21 protein-coding genes are annotated in these 18,121 nt (G+C 44.3%); 6 read left to right on the top strand and 15 right to left on the bottom strand.

Annotation, left to right across the window (positions count from 1 at the left end; genetic code table 11):
• The first annotated feature begins 75 nt into the window (after positions 1-75).
• On the top strand, positions 76-723 hold the full coding sequence (locus tag SHALO_RS05455) for an arylesterase (protein WP_069479338.1): 648 nt from the start codon (positions 76-78) through the stop codon (positions 721-723).
• Here SHALO_RS05455 and SHALO_RS05460 read toward each other — a convergent pair.
• Positions 706-957: a hypothetical protein gene (locus SHALO_RS05460; protein WP_069477706.1), complete on the bottom strand. Its 252-nt coding sequence runs from the start codon at positions 955-957 to the stop codon at positions 706-708. The two genes, SHALO_RS05455 and SHALO_RS05460, sit on opposite strands and share 18 nt — an antisense overlap.
• A 131-nt stretch (positions 958-1,088) precedes the next feature.
• Between SHALO_RS05460 and SHALO_RS05465 the strand changes: the two genes are divergently transcribed.
• Together SHALO_RS05465 and SHALO_RS05470 are read left to right on the top strand one after the other, a co-directional pair.
• A complete protein-coding gene (locus tag SHALO_RS05465; protein WP_069477707.1) occupies positions 1,089-2,906 on the top strand; it encodes a putative nucleotidyltransferase substrate binding domain-containing protein in 1,818 nt (605 codons plus the stop codon).
• Between the two features lies 1 nt (position 2,907).
• Positions 2,908-3,519 carry a 3'-5' exonuclease gene (locus tag SHALO_RS05470; RefSeq protein WP_069477708.1) on the top strand — a complete coding sequence of 204 codons (612 nt, stop codon included), beginning with the start codon at positions 2,908-2,910 and terminating at the stop codon, positions 3,517-3,519.
• Positions 3,520-3,961: 442 nt separating this feature from the next.
• Here the strand turns inward: SHALO_RS05470 and metE are convergent, their stop codons facing one another.
• On the bottom strand, positions 3,962-6,157 hold the full coding sequence (metE, locus tag SHALO_RS05480; RefSeq protein WP_069477710.1) for a 5-methyltetrahydropteroyltriglutamate--homocysteine S-methyltransferase: 2,196 nt from the start codon (positions 6,155-6,157) through the stop codon (positions 3,962-3,964).
• A 54-nt stretch (positions 6,158-6,211) separates the two neighbouring features.
• On the bottom strand, positions 6,212-6,610 hold the full coding sequence (locus SHALO_RS05485; RefSeq protein ID WP_069477711.1) for a hypothetical protein: 399 nt from the start codon (positions 6,608-6,610) through the stop codon (positions 6,212-6,214).
• Positions 6,611-6,992: 382 nt separating this feature from the next.
• Between SHALO_RS05485 and htpX the strand changes: the two genes are divergently transcribed.
• Together htpX and SHALO_RS05495 are read left to right on the top strand one after the other, a co-directional pair.
• Positions 6,993-7,844: a zinc metalloprotease HtpX gene (gene htpX / locus SHALO_RS05490; RefSeq protein ID WP_069477712.1), complete on the top strand. Its 852-nt coding sequence runs from the start codon at positions 6,993-6,995 to the stop codon at positions 7,842-7,844.
• Between the two features lie 20 nt (positions 7,845-7,864).
• Positions 7,865-8,242: a cupin domain-containing protein gene (locus SHALO_RS05495; protein ID WP_145923236.1), complete on the top strand. Its 378-nt coding sequence runs from the start codon at positions 7,865-7,867 to the stop codon at positions 8,240-8,242.
• Between the two features lie 23 nt (positions 8,243-8,265).
• On the opposite strand, the gene SHALO_RS05500 is transcribed toward SHALO_RS05495, so the two are convergent.
• Positions 8,266-8,802: an RBBP9/YdeN family alpha/beta hydrolase gene (locus SHALO_RS05500; RefSeq protein ID WP_037957897.1), complete on the bottom strand. Its 537-nt coding sequence runs from the start codon at positions 8,800-8,802 to the stop codon at positions 8,266-8,268.
• 98 nt (positions 8,803-8,900) lie between these two features.
• Here SHALO_RS05500 and SHALO_RS05505 point away from each other — a divergent pair, with 98 nt between their 5' ends.
• Positions 8,901-9,449, top strand: coding sequence for an isochorismatase family protein (locus SHALO_RS05505; RefSeq protein ID WP_069477714.1), 549 nt, complete (start codon positions 8,901-8,903; stop codon positions 9,447-9,449).
• 21 nt (positions 9,450-9,470) lie between these two features.
• Here SHALO_RS05505 and SHALO_RS05510 read toward each other — a convergent pair whose 3' ends face one another.
• From SHALO_RS05510 to folD, 11 genes are all read right to left on the bottom strand, one after another.
• The gene (locus SHALO_RS05510) at positions 9,471-10,313 is read right to left on the bottom strand and encodes a CheR family methyltransferase (protein ID WP_025344207.1); all 843 of its coding nucleotides are present in this window, start codon (positions 10,311-10,313) and stop codon (positions 9,471-9,473) included.
• A complete protein-coding gene (locus tag SHALO_RS05515; RefSeq protein ID WP_069477715.1) occupies positions 10,313-10,879 on the bottom strand; it encodes a CheB methylesterase domain-containing protein in 567 nt (188 codons plus the stop codon). Before SHALO_RS05515 ends, SHALO_RS05510 begins: the two co-directional genes overlap by 1 nt.
• The gene (locus tag SHALO_RS05520) at positions 10,876-12,336 is read right to left on the bottom strand and encodes a leucyl aminopeptidase (protein ID WP_069477716.1); all 1,461 of its coding nucleotides are present in this window, start codon (positions 12,334-12,336) and stop codon (positions 10,876-10,878) included. Before SHALO_RS05520 ends, SHALO_RS05515 begins: the two co-directional genes overlap by 4 nt.
• Positions 12,302-13,015, bottom strand: a complete 714-nt coding sequence (locus SHALO_RS05525) for a DedA family protein (protein WP_069477717.1) — start codon at positions 13,013-13,015, stop codon at positions 12,302-12,304. The genes SHALO_RS05520 and SHALO_RS05525 overlap by 35 nt, the downstream gene beginning before the upstream one ends.
• Before the next feature lie 4 nt (positions 13,016-13,019).
• Positions 13,020-14,225: a tryptophan synthase subunit beta gene (trpB, locus tag SHALO_RS05530; RefSeq protein ID WP_069477718.1), complete on the bottom strand. Its 1,206-nt coding sequence runs from the start codon at positions 14,223-14,225 to the stop codon at positions 13,020-13,022.
• Complete coding sequence (locus SHALO_RS05535) at positions 14,225-14,782, bottom strand: adenine phosphoribosyltransferase (RefSeq protein WP_069477719.1); 558 nt, start codon at positions 14,780-14,782, stop codon at positions 14,225-14,227. Before SHALO_RS05535 ends, trpB begins: the two co-directional genes overlap by 1 nt.
• 119 nt (positions 14,783-14,901) lie before the next feature.
• Positions 14,902-15,234, bottom strand: a complete 333-nt coding sequence (locus SHALO_RS05540; RefSeq protein ID WP_025344213.1) for a membrane protein — start codon at positions 15,232-15,234, stop codon at positions 14,902-14,904.
• A gap of 2 nt (positions 15,235-15,236) precedes the next feature.
• On the bottom strand, positions 15,237-15,665 hold the full coding sequence (rpiB, locus tag SHALO_RS05545) for a ribose 5-phosphate isomerase B (protein WP_069477720.1): 429 nt from the start codon (positions 15,663-15,665) through the stop codon (positions 15,237-15,239).
• A gap of 87 nt (positions 15,666-15,752) precedes the next feature.
• Positions 15,753-16,406, bottom strand: a complete 654-nt coding sequence (locus SHALO_RS05550; RefSeq protein ID WP_069477721.1) for a site-2 protease family protein — start codon at positions 16,404-16,406, stop codon at positions 15,753-15,755.
• Entirely contained in the window at positions 16,406-17,233 is an 828-nt protein-coding gene (lepB, locus tag SHALO_RS05555) for a signal peptidase I (protein WP_069477722.1), read from the bottom strand. The genes SHALO_RS05550 and lepB overlap by 1 nt, the downstream gene beginning before the upstream one ends.
• 13 nt (positions 17,234-17,246) lie before the next feature.
• Complete coding sequence (gene folD / locus SHALO_RS05560) at positions 17,247-18,089, bottom strand: bifunctional methylenetetrahydrofolate dehydrogenase/methenyltetrahydrofolate cyclohydrolase FolD (protein ID WP_069477723.1); 843 nt, start codon at positions 18,087-18,089, stop codon at positions 17,247-17,249.
• Between the last annotated feature and the right edge of the window lie 32 nt (positions 18,090-18,121).

Consider the following 18,121-nt stretch of genomic DNA (forward strand, 5'->3'; position numbering starts at 1 on the left):
AATCTCTTTATGAAAAATTGTGTGCCATTGTATCTTTTGTTTGCTAAAACGAGTGGTATAGTGTACAATGAAGCCATGGAACTCTTTAACGTACGCAATCTCATTCTTATCATTCTGCTTATCGTTGGCATCAACTATTACAGGAGCACGCAAGAGATCAATGCTCAAAGCCTCTCGTTGCCGCTTGATACCAAAATCCTTGCCTTTGGCGATAGCCTTACCTACGGTTATGGTGTCACGCGTGATAAAAATTACCCAACGGTTTTAGGCGATCTTTTACATGTAAACGTTATCAATGAAGGGGTGAATGGAGAGCTTAGCGAGCAAGGTCTCGCACGACTCGCCTCTGTTTTAGCACGCCACAAGCCTGACATCTTGGTGTTGTGTCATGGAGGGAATGATATTTTACGCAAAAAAGATTTGACGCAAACCCAAAATAATCTTTCTCAAATGGTTAAAATGGCAAAAGAGAAGGGCGTTTATGTTCTTTTAGTGGGCGTGCCGACCTTTGACATCTTAACGTTTAACGTGCCTTCGTTTTACTATGAAGTCGCGAAAGAAAATGGCATCGAGATAGAAGATAGCAGTCTTAAAAAGATCATGGACGGTGAAAATCTCAAATCCGACCAAGTCCATCCCAATGCTGAAGGCTACGAGCTAATGGCGAAAAACATCGCTAAAATACTCAGCGAAGAGTACCACCCATCAGCGAAATCGTTTTAAAATCCCTTTTAAATACTCCTCTGCCAATGTTACGATCTCCTCATCTGTAAGGGTGATCGGCTCGGTTTGAGAGGGGATGTTATTGAGAAGTACCGCCATTTGGGTACAAGTTTTAAACAGCTCTTCAGGACTCATCGAGATCATTACATGTAAAACATCGTTGGGAAGATTTCTGGGTTCAAGTTGGTGCAGGGCGGTAAGATTGGCTAAAAAAGTTTCGATCGTCGGATGCAAAAGTCTTTCCTTATTTTTTGTGTGCAATTATGCCACATTCTTCGTTGATCTTTCCACTTATTCTTTACATGTAAGCATTTTTTGGCTCGCTTAGCGTTACAATCAAAGCTACTCACCTTAAGGGGCTTGGCATGAGCATGCACGATTTAGAGGCGTTTTTGCGCTCCATTCATCCATTTCAACTGCTTTCAAAAGCCGAGATGGCTAAAGCCATTGGTGCGATGAACATTGCCTACTACAAAAAAGAGACCCTGCTTCTCTCACCTTCAAAACCTGCTGAGTTTTTGTACATCATCATCAAAGGTGAAGTGGGCGAGTTTCATGAAGAGGAGCTCCTTAAAGTCTACAGCAAATCCAACTCGTTTGACGCGGACGCGCTCATCTACGCCAAAAGCGAAAACAGTTTTAAAGTGCTCGAAGAGCTCATCTGTTACGAGCTTAAAAAAGAGGATTTTCTCTCTCTTTTGGACTCCAATAAAACGTTTAAAGCCTACTTCATTCAAGACCTTGCCAATAAAATTCAATCTGCCAAAGCCAAAGAGTACACGACAGAGCTTTCAGGCTTTATGATGGCGCGCGTGCAGGACAGCTATTTGCATGAGCCGACTATCGTTGAGAAGGAGTGTTCCATCATGGAAGCACTGCGCCAAATGGAGGCAAAAAAGAGCAGTTGTATCATCGTACGAAGTGGCGAAGGGTACGAGTATGGCATCGTCACCGACAGTGTCGTGCGCCGCCATGTGCTCTTTAACGAATACGATAAACACGCCGCCATCGGTCCCATAGCGCTTCATCCCATCATCACCATCGAGGCGGATGACTACCTTTTTAACGCGCTTCTCTCTTTTACAAAGCACTCCATCAAACGTATTGTTGTGACGCGCGATGGCGAGATTATCGGCATTTTAGAGCAACTCGACCTTCTCAGCTACTTTGCCAATCACACCTATCTGGTCGCTGTTCAGATTCGCAAAGCGACCACGATTGACGAGCTCAAACAAGCCAGCAGTGATCTCATTAGCATCGTGCACAAGTTACATGTAAAAGGCACAAAGGTTGATTATATTGCAAAATTGATCTCGGAAATTAACGAGAAAATCTATGAAAAACTCTACGCGATGATCGTCCCAGAGGAGCTTGCTACCAAAGCATGTTTGATCGTCATGGGCAGTGAAGGGCGCAAAGAACAGCTGCTCAAAACCGACCAAGACAATGCGCTTATCATCGATGATGCCATGGATGAAAGCCTGTACATTCCTTACATGCAACGCTTCACGGCAACGCTCATCGCCTTTGGTTTTCCGCGCTGTGAGGGAAACATCATGGTTTCAAATCCCTATTGGTGTAAGCATAAAAGCGCTTACCATAAGGAGATCGTGCGGTGGTTTGATGCTCCTAGCATGGAAGATGTGATGAACCTTGCGATCTTTTTTGACGCGATTCCTGTGGCGGGAAATGCGTCGATGTTGCGCAGTCTCAAAGCAGAAGTCTTTGAGTACGTCGAAGAGCAGAGTCCTTTTTTAGCCAACTTTGCCAAAGCTGCAACGGCGTTTGAAACGCCCATCGGCATTTTCACCAATTTGATCGCGCAGAACAATAAAATCGATGTCAAAAAAGGGGGCATTTTCCCCATCGTTCAAGGCATCCGAGCTCTCGCGTTGGAGCATAAAATTGAGCCGACCGACACGGTAACGCGCATCAAAAAGCTTGCCAAACTCGACATCATCGACGCCGATTTTGCAGGTGCTCTCATCGAAGCGCTCGATACCCTGCTGAATTTACGCCTCAAAGAGCGCTTGGCACGTGGCGAAGAAAAAGGACTCGATAACTTCGTGAACATCGAAAATCTCAACCAATTAGAGCTAGAACTGCTCAAAGACAGCTTCAAAATCGTCAATAAATTTAAGAAATTTTTGACGCACCATTTTAAACTCTCGATGGTCATCTAAGATGTTGAGCTCTTTTTTTGCCAAACGAAACGCTAAAAAACTCAAAGACGAGCAGTACCGTTTTTTATTTGAAGAAGCGCCCGAAGATGAAGTCGTGGTGTTCGACACCGAAACGACAGGGCTAAGCCCCAAAAACGACGAGATTCTCTCCATCGGCGCGGTGAAAATCAAAGGCAATAAAATCCTGATGTCCGAAAAGTTTGAGCTCTTCATCAAACCCAGCCGCGAGATCACGGAGAAGAGCATCAAAATCCATCAAATTCGCAATGTCGACTTGCAAAATGGCATCGCCCCACACGAAGCGATTGTCCAGTTTTTGCACTTCATCGGCTCACGCCCACTGGTCGGCTACTACCTTGAGTTTGACATCAAAATGATGAACACCTACGTCAAACCCTGGCTTGGCATCAACCTCCCCAATCCCCAAATCGAAGTGTCAGGACTCTACCACGATAAAAAAATTAAGTTCATTCCCGATGGCGTGATAGACCTGCGTTTTGATGTGATGATGAAAGAGTTGGGCTTGCCAATCTTCGGGAAGCATGACGCGCTGAATGACGCGGTGATGACGGCGATGATGTATATTAAATTGCAGAATGTTGAGAGGGTGTAGAGAAGCTTTTTTGCTTTACATGTAAACGCTATCTACAATTCTATCTTGATAATTTTCTATTATGTTAAATTTGAAAGCCAATTAGCCGTTCTTTGCATTAAATTCTTACATTCACCTGTGTATCCAAATATCAGTGTTTTCAAAAACTGATAGATGAAATAACAAATATAAAGAGCAAGAGCTAAAAGACTTCCTTCAAAAACCCAAATAAAATAAGATGGAAAAGCCAGTAATTTTGCTAAACCATAAACAAAGCTATTAAGGATCATTAAACCAATGAGTAGCCAACATACGAATCGTAATTCACACTTTAAAAATAACCACATTTAAATCCTCCATTTTAAGATTTTTATTTGGCTTTACATGTATATATTGAATTGTAGTTAGTCGTGACTTAAAAGATAATAGACCACGAGAGGAAAACTCCCCTCATGGCAAACGTTTAACGCGCTAAATGCACCGCTTTTATCATGTTAGTCAGTGCAGCTTTAGTCTCACTCCAGCCTCTGGTTTTAAGCCCGCAATCGGGGTTGATCCAGAGTTGCTCTTTGGGGAGCACTTGCAAGAACGCTTTGATCTGCTCGCTCATCTCTTCCACGCTGGGTACGCGCGGCGAATGGATGTCGTAGACGCCTGGTCCTATTTGCGCTTTGTAGTTTGCTTTTTGGAAAACTTTGAGCAGTTTATTGCCACTGCGTGAGGTCTCGATAGTGATGACATCGGCGTCCATTCGCTCTATCGTGTCGATGATGTCGTTGAAGTTGCTGTAACACATGTGTGTGTGAATTTGGGTTTGATCCCATGCGGTACCCACGGAAGCTTTAAAGCTCTCGACCGCCCATTTTTCATACGCTTTGATCTTCTCCGCGCGTAATGGATAACCCTCTTTGAACGCCGCTTCATCGACTTGGATGATCTTGATGTCATGACGTTGAAGCTCATCGACCTCTTCAGCGATGGCGGTGGCGACTTCGTAGGCGACCTCACTTTTAGGAATGTCATCGCGCACAAACGACCAGTTCAGAATCGTCACAGGTCCTGTAAGCATGCCCTTCATTGGCTTGTCGGTTAAACTTTGCGCGTAAACCGTCCAGTCAACGCTGAGGGGTTGTTTGCGACTCACGTGTCCGTATAAAAGCGGTGGCTTAACGCAACGGCTTCCGTAGCTTTGCACCCAACCATTTTGGCTGAATGCAAAACCCTCTAGCAGTTCGCCAAAATACTCAACCATATCGTTACGCTCGAATTCGCCATGTACCAAAACATCCAGCCCTAATTCTTCTTGGAACTCAACGCACTCTTTGATGGACGCTTTCAACGAAGTTTCATAAGCTTCTCGTGTAATCTCACCTTTTTTATAAGCATTGCGAACCGCTCGGGTCTCTTTGGTTTGCGGAAATGAGCCGATGGTGGTGGTCGGGAAAAGTGGCAAATTCAGCGCTTTTTGTTGCAAAGCAAAACGGGTGGCATACGCTGATCTGGTATAGAAAATGCCACTGCTTTTAACCGACGGTGCTTTTTGAGTGCATGCGCTTATCTCAGGTTTTTCTCTTTTCTCCCAAAGCGTGTTGATCTGCTCTAACTCTTCGAGTTTTTCAAGTGCAAAACTCAGGCGACTTTTGACTTCGGGTGCCAATTTTTCTTCAAACTTAGTTGAAAAAGGTACATGTAAAAGCGAGCATGAGGTGGAGAGGATGATGTTTTTTGCATCCACTTTTTCGCTTATTTTCTCTAGCAATGCGTACGTTTTGAAAGCATCGTTTTTCCACACATTGCGTCCATCGATGAGCCCAGCGATAAGCATTTTATCGTTTACATGTAAAAGCGCTTCAAGGTTCTCTTCGCCATAGACAAAATCAAGCCCTATCGCCCAAATAGGGCAATTTCCCAAGATTTCCACTGCTTCATTGGCTCGATCAAAGTACGTTATAACCGCGATCTTAAGATGGCGACTTACCGTTCCTAAACGCTCATACGCGATTCTAAGAAGGCTTAAAAATTTTGGCTCCAATGTTTTGGCAAAGAGTGGTTCATCGAACTGAACGATAATGTTTTCACCCAAACTTGAAATGGCTTGGAGCACTTTAGCGTACGCTTCCACGACATCATCAAAGAAGCCAAACAGATCACTTCCATCAACGGGGTTACAAAGCGCTAAAAAAGTCAATGGTCCAATAAGATTGATCTTAGGATCGATCCCAAGCGCTTTGGCTTCAATGTACTCATCGACGATTTTGGAAATGTCGACTTTGAACGCCATGTGTGCGTGAATCTCAGGAACGATGTAATGGTAATTGGTGTTAAACCACTTGGTCATCTCCATGGCGGAACGTTGCGCATCGCCCCTTGCCATCGCAAAATAGCGTTCGGTTTTATCTTCGATGCCTTGGAAGCGAGGAGGGATGGCGCCAAGCATTACCGCCGTGTCGAGCATTGTGTCGTACAGACTAAAGTCATTGCACGAAATAAAATCAACATGACGCTCTTTTTGGTAGTTCCAATGGCGCTCTCTGAGCGTTTTTGCAACTCTTTTTACCGTTTCAAAATCAGAATTCCCCGCCCAATACGCCTCTAGCGCAAATTTGAGCTCACGTTTTTCCCCAATGCGAGGAAAGCCCGTAACGTAGGTTTGTGACATAGTTATTTTCCTTAGTATCTTTACACCTCAAAAAAGCACTGCTTTTTGAGAAAATTAAGCCAGCTTCAATGCGTGGCAAAGCTCGTTGTTTAATGGTTGAAAGAAAGGAAAAAGTGGCGGATGGATGCCTGTTCGGCGGAAGCTAAAGTAGCGGCAATGGCAGTTGCATTTACGTCTTTTTTTGGCACGTTTGATGGCGGAGTGGGCGCGCTTTGCGAACAGTCGACTGCATTTACAAAGACGAGGGCGATACGTTGAGACAAATCCAAGAAGGGCAGAAGCGAGTGGCGGCGGATCGTCTTCAATCTCTTCAGGAGCGCAGGTATCAGCAAAGAGTCGAGCGGTGTGCAATAGGCGTGCGTGTTGGCGTTTGGTTTTGTATTCGATGGTCGAAGCTTGAATGGAAGCGAGCCTAAAGTAGCCCTTTTTGCCAAAGCCCAGAGGCAGTCTCACGTGATCCACGTCCTTGTACTATGATGGCGGCATTATAGCATAATAGACTTCTTGCATAATCTAATGCAATGGCATTGTTCTCACAAGAGACAATAGCGAGGCACATTTTTGAGTCATAGCTAAAGCTATGGCGATGAAATGTAACGAAGGCTAGTGTTTCTTGTGAGAACAACCCTACGGGCAAGTGTGAAAAGAAAATTCTAACTTCGTTAAAAAATCTCACCTTGCAATAAGCAAGGCTTCAATTTTTTGCCTTGTTATAACTTCTTTTGACACTTGTGCCACTGCATTAGGTTATGCAAGAAGTCTAATAGTTTACATGTAAAAACTATTTACCAAAGTTAGGTAAAATAATACAACGAATTTTTCAAGGAGCATGTCCATGGAAGTGGTAAAAACCGTTGTATTATTGACCTTAATGAGCGTGTTGTTTGTCTGGGTTGGTGGCATGATGGGTGGAACGCAGGGGATGATGATCGCGCTTGTATTGGCAGGTGTGATGAACTTTGTGAGCTATTTTTACTCCGACACATTGGTGCTTCGTCACTACAATGCGGTGCCTGTAACACGTGAAGCTGCCAATGGACTTTACATCATCGTTGAGCGTTTAAGTCAAAAAGCCAATCTGCCTCTGCCTCAAATCTACATCATCCCTGATTCCGTTCCAAATGCCTTTGCAACAGGGCGCAATCCCTCGCATGCGGCCGTTGCCGTTACCGAAGGGCTTTTGCAACTTTTGGACGATGAAGAAGTCGAAGCCGTTTTAGCGCATGAGCTGAGTCACGTGAGACATTACGATATTTTAGTCGGAACCATTGCGGCGACTATCGCAGGCGCCATTGGCGTGATTGCCAATATGATGCAATTTGGCGCGATGTTTGGAGGGAGCAGGGAAAACAGACCCAATCCTATCGTGATGATTGCTCTTGCGATCATCTTACCACTTGCTGCTGCGGTCATTCAGATGGCAATCAGTCGCAACCGTGAATACATGGCAGATGAAGGCTCGGCGCGCTTGACAGCGCATCCTGAGTGGTTGCAAAGTGCGCTTGCAAAGCTTTCAAGCTACAACGCGCAAGGGATGGTGCATGAGGCAACGCCTGAGAGTGCACATATGTTTATCATCAACCCTTTTGCGGGTAAACATATCTCCTTTGCGTCACTTTTTTCGACGCATCCGTCCACGGAAGATCGGATTGCAAGGTTAGAAGAGTTAAAATTCGAGATAAAATAATTTACATGTAAAGGTTGAAAATGAAAAAATCACTGAGTGAAATTCCAAGTACACCGCTTCAAGCAGGCGAGGGTGCGAGTATGCAGATGCTCATCTCTCCAGAAATTGCACCTCATTTTGCGATGCGCAAATTTGTCATTAAAAAAGAGGGACACATGCCCTTTCATACCAATACGGTCGAGCATGAGCAGTATATTTTAAAAGGCAAAGCGCGCGTTCAATTGGGTGACGAGAGTTTTATCGCAGTCAAAGATGACATCATCTTTGTTCCAGCGGGTGTTCCGCATTCATACCAAGTGATCGGCGATGAAGATTATGAATTTTTATGTTTAGTTCCCAATCACGAGGATACGATTGAGATGGTGAAAGCCACACCACGCGTAGAGTGTGGTTGTTAAGTAAGAAGCCTTTTTAAGGCTTCTTACGCACGGCGTAGTTGTCCTAAATAAGCATACCCTTCTTCCCATGACCCAATGTCACTAAAGCTGTTGATATGACCTTTATCGCCGACATTGACCAACGCACTTCCCCATGCTTTGGCTAAGCCTTGCGCATAACTAAGACTCGCGTAAGGATCGTTGGTGCTGGCAATGATGATACTTGGAAAATCAAACAAGCCCATTGGTGTGGTTTCAAATCCTTCGACATTGCTTGGAAAAACGTCTGAGTTTGGATCGGGTGGGGCGACAAGAAGCGCTCCTTTGATGGACGAGTGCATTTTTTGCGCGTCCCAATGGGCGATCACTAAGCATGCAAGGCTGTGCGCAACAAGGACAACCTCTTCGCCTGCTTGGGCGACTTCTTCTTCAAGTTTTTCGATCCACTCTTTGCAAATGGGATGATCCCAATCCCTTTGAATTACACGTTTAAAGTCAGGATTTTCTCTCTCCCAAAACGTTTGCCAATGCTCGTCCCCTGAGCCTTGATACCCTGGTAATATAAGCACAGATGTTGCCATAAATCCCTCATTTGATCAAATTAAAGAACTATTGTAGTCTAGCCTCACTTAATTAAGAGCGAGTAGGCTATGATAATGGCAAAAAATAAGGAGTTTTCATGCGCATTTTTGCTCAACAAACGGCGATGTTACTCGTGGATGTTCAAGAGCGTCTTTTTGGGCATATTGAGGGGCACGATGAACTTGAAAAGCATCTGTTGGTACTGCTTCAAGGGCTTCAAAGCTTAGACATTCCCATTGTCTGCAATCAGCAATACACCAAAGGATTGGGTGAGACGATACAGAGTATTCGCTTACTTTTAGGCGACGTTGAGATTTATGAAAAACGTACCTTTAGCTGTTGCCAAAATCCAGACGTGATGGAAGCGCTTAAAGCCTTACATGTAAAGCGTGTCATCGTCGCAGGCGTGGAGAGCCATGTGTGCATTTTGCAAAGCGTGTTGGATCTGTTAGACGCAGGATTTGAAGTCATCGTCTGTGCCGATGCTCTCGGTTCGCGCAAAGCAAAAGACCATGAACTGGCACTCTTACGAATGACTCAAGAAGGAGCACGTGTTGGCTCAGTGGAATCACTGCTGTTTGAGCTTTTACGCAGTGCCGATCATGCGCAGTTTAAGACGATTAGCAACTTAGTCAAAGCGCTCTAAACGTTTTACATGTAAAGAAGTTTAGGACTTCTTTACATAGTATGAGAGACGATGGTCGGTGTGTTTTGTAAAATAATTATTGTCAGGAATGATGTCCGCATGCCCTAAAAAGAGCTTGCCTTCAGGTTTGAGAAGCGTGGCAAAACGCTCGATGGTTTTGAGGCGAAAATCGTCATCAAAGTAGATCAGCATATTACGTGAAAAGATGATGTCAAATTTCCCTAAAGAGAGAAATTCGTGCTCAAAGATATTGACTTTAGTGAACGAAACAGAGCTGAAATACTCTTTTTTAACACTAAAATAGCGCTCTTCTTGTGTGAAAAATTTCTCTTTCAAGCGTGCTTCTAATTTATGCAAAGAGCGCTCGGAGAAGAGCCCTTTTTGCGCTTTTTCGATCGCTTCAGAGTTGATGTCAATGCCCGTGATGCTAAAATCTCTTGGCTCTCGTTTACGCTCTTGCATCATCATGGAAAGAGAATATACCTCTTCTCCCGAAGCGCAAGGAGCGCAGAGAATCTTGACATTGGGAATGGCAAGGGCAAAATTAACTGCCATGTCGAGTTGTGCCTCTTCACGGTAGAAGTAGGTTTCATTGACCGTCACAAGATCGATCAAATCTTGCCTAAGGCCTTTATCGCTTTGCAACGCTTCAAAGAGTTTACGAAAACTGTAAATCTCTTTGCGTTCGCAAAAAAGGCGAAGTTTGGTTTCGATGACGCTGTTTTTCGCAAACAGATCCACACCAATCTCACGTTTGATGTAATGCAGTAGATCGTGGAGTCCAAAGGTATTGAACTCTTTTGGGGCTGAAACTTCGTGTTTCTGTGCAATTTCAGGCTCTTTTTTCTTGTTAAAAAACCACATCAAGACGCTCCAAAGGTTTTAATAATTTGTACGATTTCATCCAAGGCAAACGAAGTGATATTAGGATTAATCTCCACCGCGCGCTTTGGCATGCCATAAACTATAGCACTTTTTTCACTCTCTGCGATACATTGTGCGCCATGTTTTTGCAATTCGCTCAGTCCATTGGCACCATCGTGCCCAATTCCCGTAAGCAGCACCGCTAAAATCTCAGCGTGACCAATGCACTCAACTGCCGAAGAGAAGAGCGAATCAATGCTTGGATTGTACGGGGTTTCACCCTCATCCATGGGCTCAATGCGCGTGCAATCGGCTTGCTTTAGACGGCAATTTTGAGGACAGATGTAGACATGCGACGCGTGCAAGTTCATTCGCGCATCCACAGCATGGACGGGCAGGTGTAACTCATTTTGAAATTGACTGATAAAGCTTGGAATAAAGGTTGCATTCATGTGTTGCGCAATAATAATTGACCCATTGTACGTTGCAGGAATCACCGATAAAATCTTTTTTAAATGACCAGGGCCTCCGGTGGAGGCTCCGATCAACACAATTTTAGGTTTCATTGATCTCCACGTTTAGTGTCATCAATCATCCAGTAAAGGTTCATACGAACCCCTGCGCCACTGGCACCAAACTGGTTGTATCCCCACGCTTTTTCAATGTAAGCAGGTCCTGCGATGTCAAGATGAAGCCATTTGTCTTTATGTGCTTCTTCGATGAAATTATCTAAAAACAGACCCGCGGTGATAGCGCCACCGTAGCGACTGGAGCTAATGTTGGACATGTCAGCAACCGAGCTTTTGAGAAGCTTTTTAAGGTATTTGTTAAACGGAAGGGAACCACTTAGTTCGCCACTCGCCGTTGAGGCTTTGAGCATCGAGTGTTTTAGCTCACTGCTATGCCCCATAATGCCTGTGGTAAACTCACCCAATGCCACCACGCACGCACCTGTGAGCGTTGCCATATCGACCAAAAGATCGGGGCCAAGCTCTTGGGCATAACATAAGCAATCCGCGAGCACCAAACGTCCCTCAGCATCGGTGTTACGTACTTCGATGGTTTTACCGTTTTTTGCCACTAAAACATCATCGGGTTTATAGGCATTGCCTCCGATCATATTTTCCGTTGCGCCAATGATCGCATGAATTTCATACGGAAGCGCTAAGGTTGCTGCACCTTTTAAGATCGCCATAACCGCAGCAGCGCCACTTTTATCGGCTTTCATCGTGACCATATGTTCACTCGGTTTGAGGCTCAGTCCACCGCTATCATACGTTAATCCTTTGCCCACATAGACCAGACGTTTTTTAGCATTTTCAGGTTTGTAGGTCAGATGAATTAAGCGAGGCGGATGCACGCTTGCACGGTTGACGGCAAGGAACGCATTCATGCCTTGCTCTTTTAAAAAGGTCTCATCCATCACTTTACATGTAACGTTGGGAATCGAGGCCAAGGTTTGTGCAACATCGGCAAGAGCGATGGGTGTCATCTCTTCAGGGGTTGCGTTGACGATGGCTTTGGCAAAGTTGGTCGCTTCTGCAATCGCAGTGGCGACACGAAGCGCCTCAGTCGCTGTTTGCATGGAAACATCCACGCGACTGTAATCTTCCAAGCAGATGATAATTTTTTCGATCGAAGAAGACTCTTTTTTACTTTTGTAGGTATCAAACGTGTAGCTTCCAAGGATAAACCCTTCCACCAACGCTTTGATATTTAAGCCTGGGCAATCGTTCGAATAAGTTCCAATGCAGAGGCTTCTCAGTTTCGTTTTTTTGAGCGCGTCCAACGCTTTCGCCGCGGCGAGACGAATCTCATCGGCATCGAGTGAGTCGCATCCGACGTAGAGTGTTTTACTCTCTGCCACAAAAAGGCTCTCTTCACTCTCTCCTTTAAAGCCTAAAAGTGTTAGAGTCTCTTTATCGCTGATGGACGCGTGGTCTAAATTTTTATCGATAACAAGGACGATTTTGGCGTCGGCTTGTGTTTCACTGATTTTCTGATTGTTGAGGTGTATTTGCATGTTTTTCCTTAAATGTCTTGTCGGTAACTTTGTGAAAATAGTACGAGATTCCTCCACCAATAATAGCTGCTAGTGGAAGCGCAAAATACCAATGCTCTTTTGCCCAGTGAATAACGATGAGAATTTCCTGACCAAAGTACCATGTCGGTACAATGGTGAGGGCTGCCCAAAACCACGCTGAGATGAGATTGATACAGGCGAACATCTTTCCGCTGTAGCGGGTGAGTCCTATGGAGATAGGAATAACGGTGCGAAGACCGTAGAGATAGCGTTGAATAAAGATAATCGGCCAGCCGTATCGTTTGAGTAAAAGATGCGCAAGAGCAAGTTTACGGCGTTGTCCGCGAAGTTTTTTATAGACGAATTTTTTATTGAAACGACCGATGTAAAAATAGACTTGATCGCCTGCAAAACCACCCAGCCCTGCGACGAAAATCGCAAGAAAAAGATTCATATCGCCTGTGTGGGTGAGAAGCCCTGCCATCACCAGACCCATCTCGCCCTCTAACATTCCCCAGAAGAAGAGAATGATATAGCCGTACTCTTTCATCAAATAGAGAAATTTATTCTCCAACCCTTCCACGGGTGCCATGTACAAAACATAGCCTAGAACAGAGAGAATAACGATCATAAAAAGAGCGAAAAGTTTGCCTGAGTGTTTGTTCATAAAGTCACTCATGCCCTTATCCTATGTTCAAAATAGATTTTGCTTGTACCATATCTTTATCCCCACGACCGGAGAGATTAACGATAATAATTTTATTTTTGATCTCATCTTTAGGGATTTTTTTAAGATACGCAATCGCATGCGCACTTTCAAATGCAGGGATAATGCCCTCTTTACGGCTCAACCAAACAAACGCATCGAGTGCTTCTTGATCGGTGATATTATCGTATTTTGCAACACCTAGCTCTTTAAGATACGCATGTTCAGGGCCAATGCCTGGGTAATCCAGACCTGCGGAGATGGAGTGCGCTTCGAGTATTTGCCCATCGTCATCTTGAAGCAGGTAACTCATCTGCCCGTGAAGTACACCGGGGCTTCCTTTGGCAAGTGAACAGCCGTGTTTGTCGGTATCAATGCCATGACCTCCTGCTTCGATGCCCACACACTGAACACCCTCATCGCCTAAGAAGTGGCTAAAAATACCCATAGCATTACTGCCACCACCGATACACGCCACGACCATATCAGGCAGGCGTTTCTCTTTGACCAAAATTTGCGCTTTGGCTTCATAGCCGATGATCGCTTGAAAATCACGCACCATCATAGGATACGGATGTGGCCCTGCAACGGTACCAATGATGTAAAATGTGTCACGCGCATGCGTTACCCAGTAGCGAATCGCTTCGTTCATTGCATCTTTTAAGGTTTTACTGCCACTTTTAACGGCATGTACTTTCGCTCCCAAAAGTTTCATACGAAAGACATTGAGTTCTTGGCGCTCGACATCTTTTTCACCCATAAAAACTTCACATTCAAGACCTAGCAAAGCGGCAACGGTTGCCGTAGCCACGCCGTGTTGCCCTGCACCCGTTTCTGCAATGACACGTTTTTTACCCATCTTTTTAGCAATCAAGCCTTGCACAATCGTGTTGTTGATCTTGTGCGCACCCGTGTGGTTGAGGTCTTCTCGTTTGAGATAGATTTTAGCACCCAACTCTTGGGAGATATTTTTAGCATAATAAAGCGCTGAAGGACGTCCAACATAATCTTTCATGTGATGATCGACTTCGCTCCAGAAATTTTCATTGAAACGAAGGCTCTGATACTCTTTTTCAAGCTCTAAAAGAACAGGCATCAATGTTTCAGGAACATAGCGCCCTCCAAAAATGCCAAAGTGTCCGTTGTGATCAGGGTCAAATTTAGAAGCTCTTGGAATGTACATTAAAACACCTCTAAAACAGAGTAAACGGAGGTTGTTTTTTTGATGTCAAGATCGCCTTGTAAAAACGTAAGGTTGATCACAAAACAGGCTTCAATACACTCAGCACCTGCTTTGTTGATAAGATTGACCGCAGCAGTGGCTGTGCCTCCTGTGGCGATAAGATCATCGATTAAAAGAACTTTGGGTTTTGCTTTTCCCGCACCCGTAAACGCATCAATGTGGATGGAGACAGCATCGACGCCGTATTCGAGTGAGTATTTTTCGCTGATGGTCGTGTAGGGAAGTTTACCGGGTTTTCGAATCGGGACAAAACGTGTTCTAAGACGCGCTGCAAGTGCCGATCCAAAGATAAATCCACGGCTTTCAATGCCTGCAATGTAGTCAATTTCTCTGTTTTCGTAGCGCTCAACCAAATGATCCATCAAAAGATGAAACGCTTTTGCATCGCCTAAAAGCGTGGTAATGTCTTTGAACTTAATGCCCGGTTTTTGAAAATCTTCGATCTCACGAATCGAATTTGAAAGATACGTTTTATCCGCTTCACTTAAATGACTCATAGAAACCCTTTTTCATTTTTAGTATATACGATTTGTAGGCAAAGCCTAAAAAACTTGCCTTATTGAGGCAGAAATAATGTTTACATGTAAACGGAAAAAACAACTCAACCCTAAATTCATTACAAGAGTGCCTCGATCTTTCCTTCGAGCTCTTTAATGTGTTGACGGAGTTTATCGCCTTCCATTCGGTATTGGCTGTTACGGGTACGAAGGGATTTGAGGTCGTTTTTGACCTTTTTGAGCTCATCGCTTAAAATATCAATATTGCCCAAAGAGCGTTGTAACTGGACTTGATATTTGCGGATGACCACTTCGGCATCGTTGAGGGTTTGTTTGACGACAATATTACTACGCTTCTCTTTGCGAAGCAGCGTTTTGAAGTAAAACACCATAATCAACAAATAGACACACGCGGAAAAAAGTACCGTTGCTATAACCCAATCAAGTGCCATGGCTACAGCTCTAACTTTTCAACACGCATCGCATGTCTTCCGCCCTCAAATGAGGTAGCACACCATGCGTTGAGCATCGACTCAATGACACCGAGTCCCACAACACGTTGTCCAAAGCAGAGCACGTTGGCATCGTTGTGCGCGCGTGCCATCTGTGCTGTGTACGCATCATGACACAAGGCGGCTCGAATACCCACATGTTTGTTGGCTGCCAAACTCATACCAATGCCTGAACCACAGATCAAAATACCCTGTGTTTCACTGTTTTTGAGCACTTCAAGACTAAGGGCATGTGCGAAATCAGGGTAATCGACACGTTCTGTGTTAAAAGGTCCAAGATCAATGACTTCGTGCCCCATGCCTTGGAGCATCTCAATGACATCTTGTTTGATGGCAATGCCTGCATGATCGGTTGCAATAAAAAACTTCAAGAAAGTGTCCTTCTGTAAGGGAATAAGGACGATTATATCACAAGCATTATTATAAATTCCAAAAACAGGTCTCTTAGAAAAGACCTGTTAATACAACCATCCAATAACGTAGCGAATAGGCAGAAAAAAGTAGTGTGAAAGCGGTGTGGCAATGAAGAGAATCAAGATCACCATACCATAACGCTCCATGGATTCATACAAGCGAACCAAAGCCGTCCATCCCATAATCAGACCCAAATAAGTAAGGGCGTGAGAACCATCGAGAGGTGGAATCGGGTAGAGGTTGAAAATGCCTAAAACGACATTGTAAATCATGGATTGGATGAGGAAAAAGATGAGAAAGACTTCGATAAAACTATTGGCTTCCCTAAGATCTGGTAAAAAGCTTAAAATGCCTGAGCACACAAGGGCGAGGGTAAAGTTGTAGGCAATGCCTGCAAGTGAGACGTGAATTGCCGCTTTGTACCCACCATTGCGAACAACCGTAGGAATAAAAATCGGCACCGGCTTCGCCCAGCCAAACATAAACGGAGCGCCACTGAAAAAAAGCACCGCAGGCACGATGATGGTTCCTACAAGATCGACATGAACGATGGGGTTAATGCTCAATCGTCCTTGGTTTTTAGCCGTGGTGTCACCATAACGATACGCTACATATCCGTGCATGATCTCATGCCCAATAATTGCGATCATTAGGGCGAGAATCGTTGCTGTGATCTCAATAATTTTAAGCTCTTCCATTAGAAAAAGCTCTCATCGTACTGCATCGTCTCAATAAAACGACCGATGCGGTTCCATCTGATTTTATACTCATCATCCCATGAAAAATAGATAAACCAAGGTTTTCCAACGATGAGTTTGTACGGCACACTGCCCCAAAAACGGCTGTCATTGGAGTGATCGCGGTTATCACCCATCATAAAGTAGTTGTCTTTTTCCACTTTCGTATAAAAAGCGTTAAAGCCATACCCTGAGAGACTTGGAAGCTCTTGCACTTGGGCAGGTTTCATCGCCAACTGATTGGCGCTTAAATGCAGGGTCATTTGTTGAAAAAGATTGATGGCATCATCGTAGTGAATGCCATGAAATTTTTCAATGTAAGGGTTATTGACCCAAAGTTTGCCTGCAATCGTTTTAATTTTTTCCGCAGGATAGTTGGCTTTGATGTATTCATCACCCTCACTAAAATGGATGTAAAGATTTTTCTCTTGGAAAAGAATTTCATCATTTTCTGTGGCAACACATCGTTTGACATAATGCACTTTTTCATCTTTGGGGTAGCGAAACACAACGATGTCACCACGCTGTGGTCGATCACCTTCGATGATGTGTCCATTGCCTTTTAGATCAGGAAAAACAGGGATTTCAAGCCACGGAAGGTGCGGTGTTGCGACGCCATAAGAGAATTTTTTGACAAAGAGATGATCTCCTATGAGCAATGTTTTGATCATCGAACCACTGGGAATCACAAAAGCTTGTGCGACAAAAAAGATGACAAAAAGGACAATAACAATCGTACCCGTCCAGCTGTTGGAGAAGGTATAAAAACGGTTGAGAAATTTTTTCATGAGTTTCCTAAAATTATAAACGCTGAGTAGCAGCTTTAATGGTATTTTCGAGTAGCATCGCAATGGTCATAGGTCCCACACCGCCTGGAACGGGTGTAATGTAAGAGCATTTGGGTGCGACATTTTCATAATCCACATCGCCGACCAATCGTCCTTCTTGCGTTTTATTGATCCCGATGTCAATGACAATCGCACCCTCTTTGACCATATCTGCGGTAATAAGATTTTGCTTGCCCACACCCACGATCACAAGGTCTGCTTTTTGAGTATGCGCTTTGAGATCTTTGGTGAAGATATGGCAGATGTCAACGGTAGCACCTGCATTTAAAAGCAGGTTCATCATCGGTTTTCCGACGATATTACTCGCACCCACGACACAGGCATCTAACCCTTTTGGGTCGATGTTGTAGTGCGCCAAAAGACGCATAACACCCAGTGGCGTGCAAGGAACAAAACTGTCCAGTCCTGCGACTAAACGACCCACATTGAAAGGGTGAAAACCATCGACATCTTTTTTAGGGTCAATCGCCTCGATAATTTTCGTCGTATCCACATGTTTTGGAAGCGGAAGTTGCACCAAAACGCCATCGATGTTTGGGTTATTGTTAATCATCATAATGGTTTCTAAAATCTTCTCTTGCGAAATGGTCGTTGGCATTTTGTGAATGATAGAGTAAACACCCGCAGCATCACACGCTTTTTCTTTCATTTTAACGTACGTTTGACTCGCAGCATCATCACCGACTAAAATCACGGCAAGGCCTGGTGTGATGCCTTTAAGATTGAGTGTATCACTCTTTGTTTTGAGTTCAATTTTGATTTGATCTGACAGTGCTTTTCCATCGAGGATTTGCATCAAAACATCCTTTTAGTTCATTTTTGGTACTA

The sequence above is a fragment of the Sulfurospirillum halorespirans DSM 13726 genome (assembly GCF_001723605.1).
GTDB lineage: Bacteria > Campylobacterota > Campylobacteria > Campylobacterales > Sulfurospirillaceae > Sulfurospirillum > Sulfurospirillum halorespirans.

Coding starts and splice junctions, on each gene's coding strand:
- SHALO_RS05470 (WP_069477708.1), top strand. CDS start 2,908: ATGTTGAGCTCTTTTTTTGCCAAACGAAACGCTAAAAAACTCAAAGAC.
- SHALO_RS05505 (WP_069477714.1), top strand. CDS start 8,901: ATGCGCATTTTTGCTCAACAAACGGCGATGTTACTCGTGGATGTTCAA.
- SHALO_RS05550 (WP_069477721.1), bottom strand. CDS start 16,406: ATGGAAGAGCTTAAAATTATTGAGATCACAGCAACGATTCTCGCCCTA.
- SHALO_RS05525 (WP_069477717.1), bottom strand. CDS start 13,015: ATGAGTGACTTTATGAACAAACACTCAGGCAAACTTTTCGCTCTTTTT.
- htpX (WP_069477712.1), top strand. CDS start 6,993: ATGGAAGTGGTAAAAACCGTTGTATTATTGACCTTAATGAGCGTGTTG.
- SHALO_RS05515 (WP_069477715.1), bottom strand. CDS start 10,879: ATGAAACCTAAAATTGTGTTGATCGGAGCCTCCACCGGAGGCCCTGGT.
- SHALO_RS05465 (WP_069477707.1), top strand. CDS start 1,089: ATGAGCATGCACGATTTAGAGGCGTTTTTGCGCTCCATTCATCCATTT.
- SHALO_RS05535 (WP_069477719.1), bottom strand. CDS start 14,782: ATGAGTCATTTAAGTGAAGCGGATAAAACGTATCTTTCAAATTCGATT.
- SHALO_RS05495 (WP_145923236.1), top strand. CDS start 7,865: ATGAAAAAATCACTGAGTGAAATTCCAAGTACACCGCTTCAAGCAGGC.
- SHALO_RS05540 (WP_025344213.1), bottom strand. CDS start 15,234: ATGGCACTTGATTGGGTTATAGCAACGGTACTTTTTTCCGCGTGTGTC.
- SHALO_RS05455 (WP_069479338.1), top strand. CDS start 76: ATGGAACTCTTTAACGTACGCAATCTCATTCTTATCATTCTGCTTATC.
- metE (WP_069477710.1), bottom strand. CDS start 6,157: ATGTCACAAACCTACGTTACGGGCTTTCCTCGCATTGGGGAAAAACGT.
- SHALO_RS05520 (WP_069477716.1), bottom strand. CDS start 12,336: ATGCAAATACACCTCAACAATCAGAAAATCAGTGAAACACAAGCCGAC.
- folD (WP_069477723.1), bottom strand. CDS start 18,089: ATGCAAATCCTCGATGGAAAAGCACTGTCAGATCAAATCAAAATTGAA.
- SHALO_RS05510 (WP_025344207.1), bottom strand. CDS start 10,313: ATGTGGTTTTTTAACAAGAAAAAAGAGCCTGAAATTGCACAGAAACAC.
- trpB (WP_069477718.1), bottom strand. CDS start 14,225: ATGTACATTCCAAGAGCTTCTAAATTTGACCCTGATCACAACGGACAC.
- lepB (WP_069477722.1), bottom strand. CDS start 17,233: ATGAAAAAATTTCTCAACCGTTTTTATACCTTCTCCAACAGCTGGACG.
- SHALO_RS05500 (WP_037957897.1), bottom strand. CDS start 8,802: ATGGCAACATCTGTGCTTATATTACCAGGGTATCAAGGCTCAGGGGAC.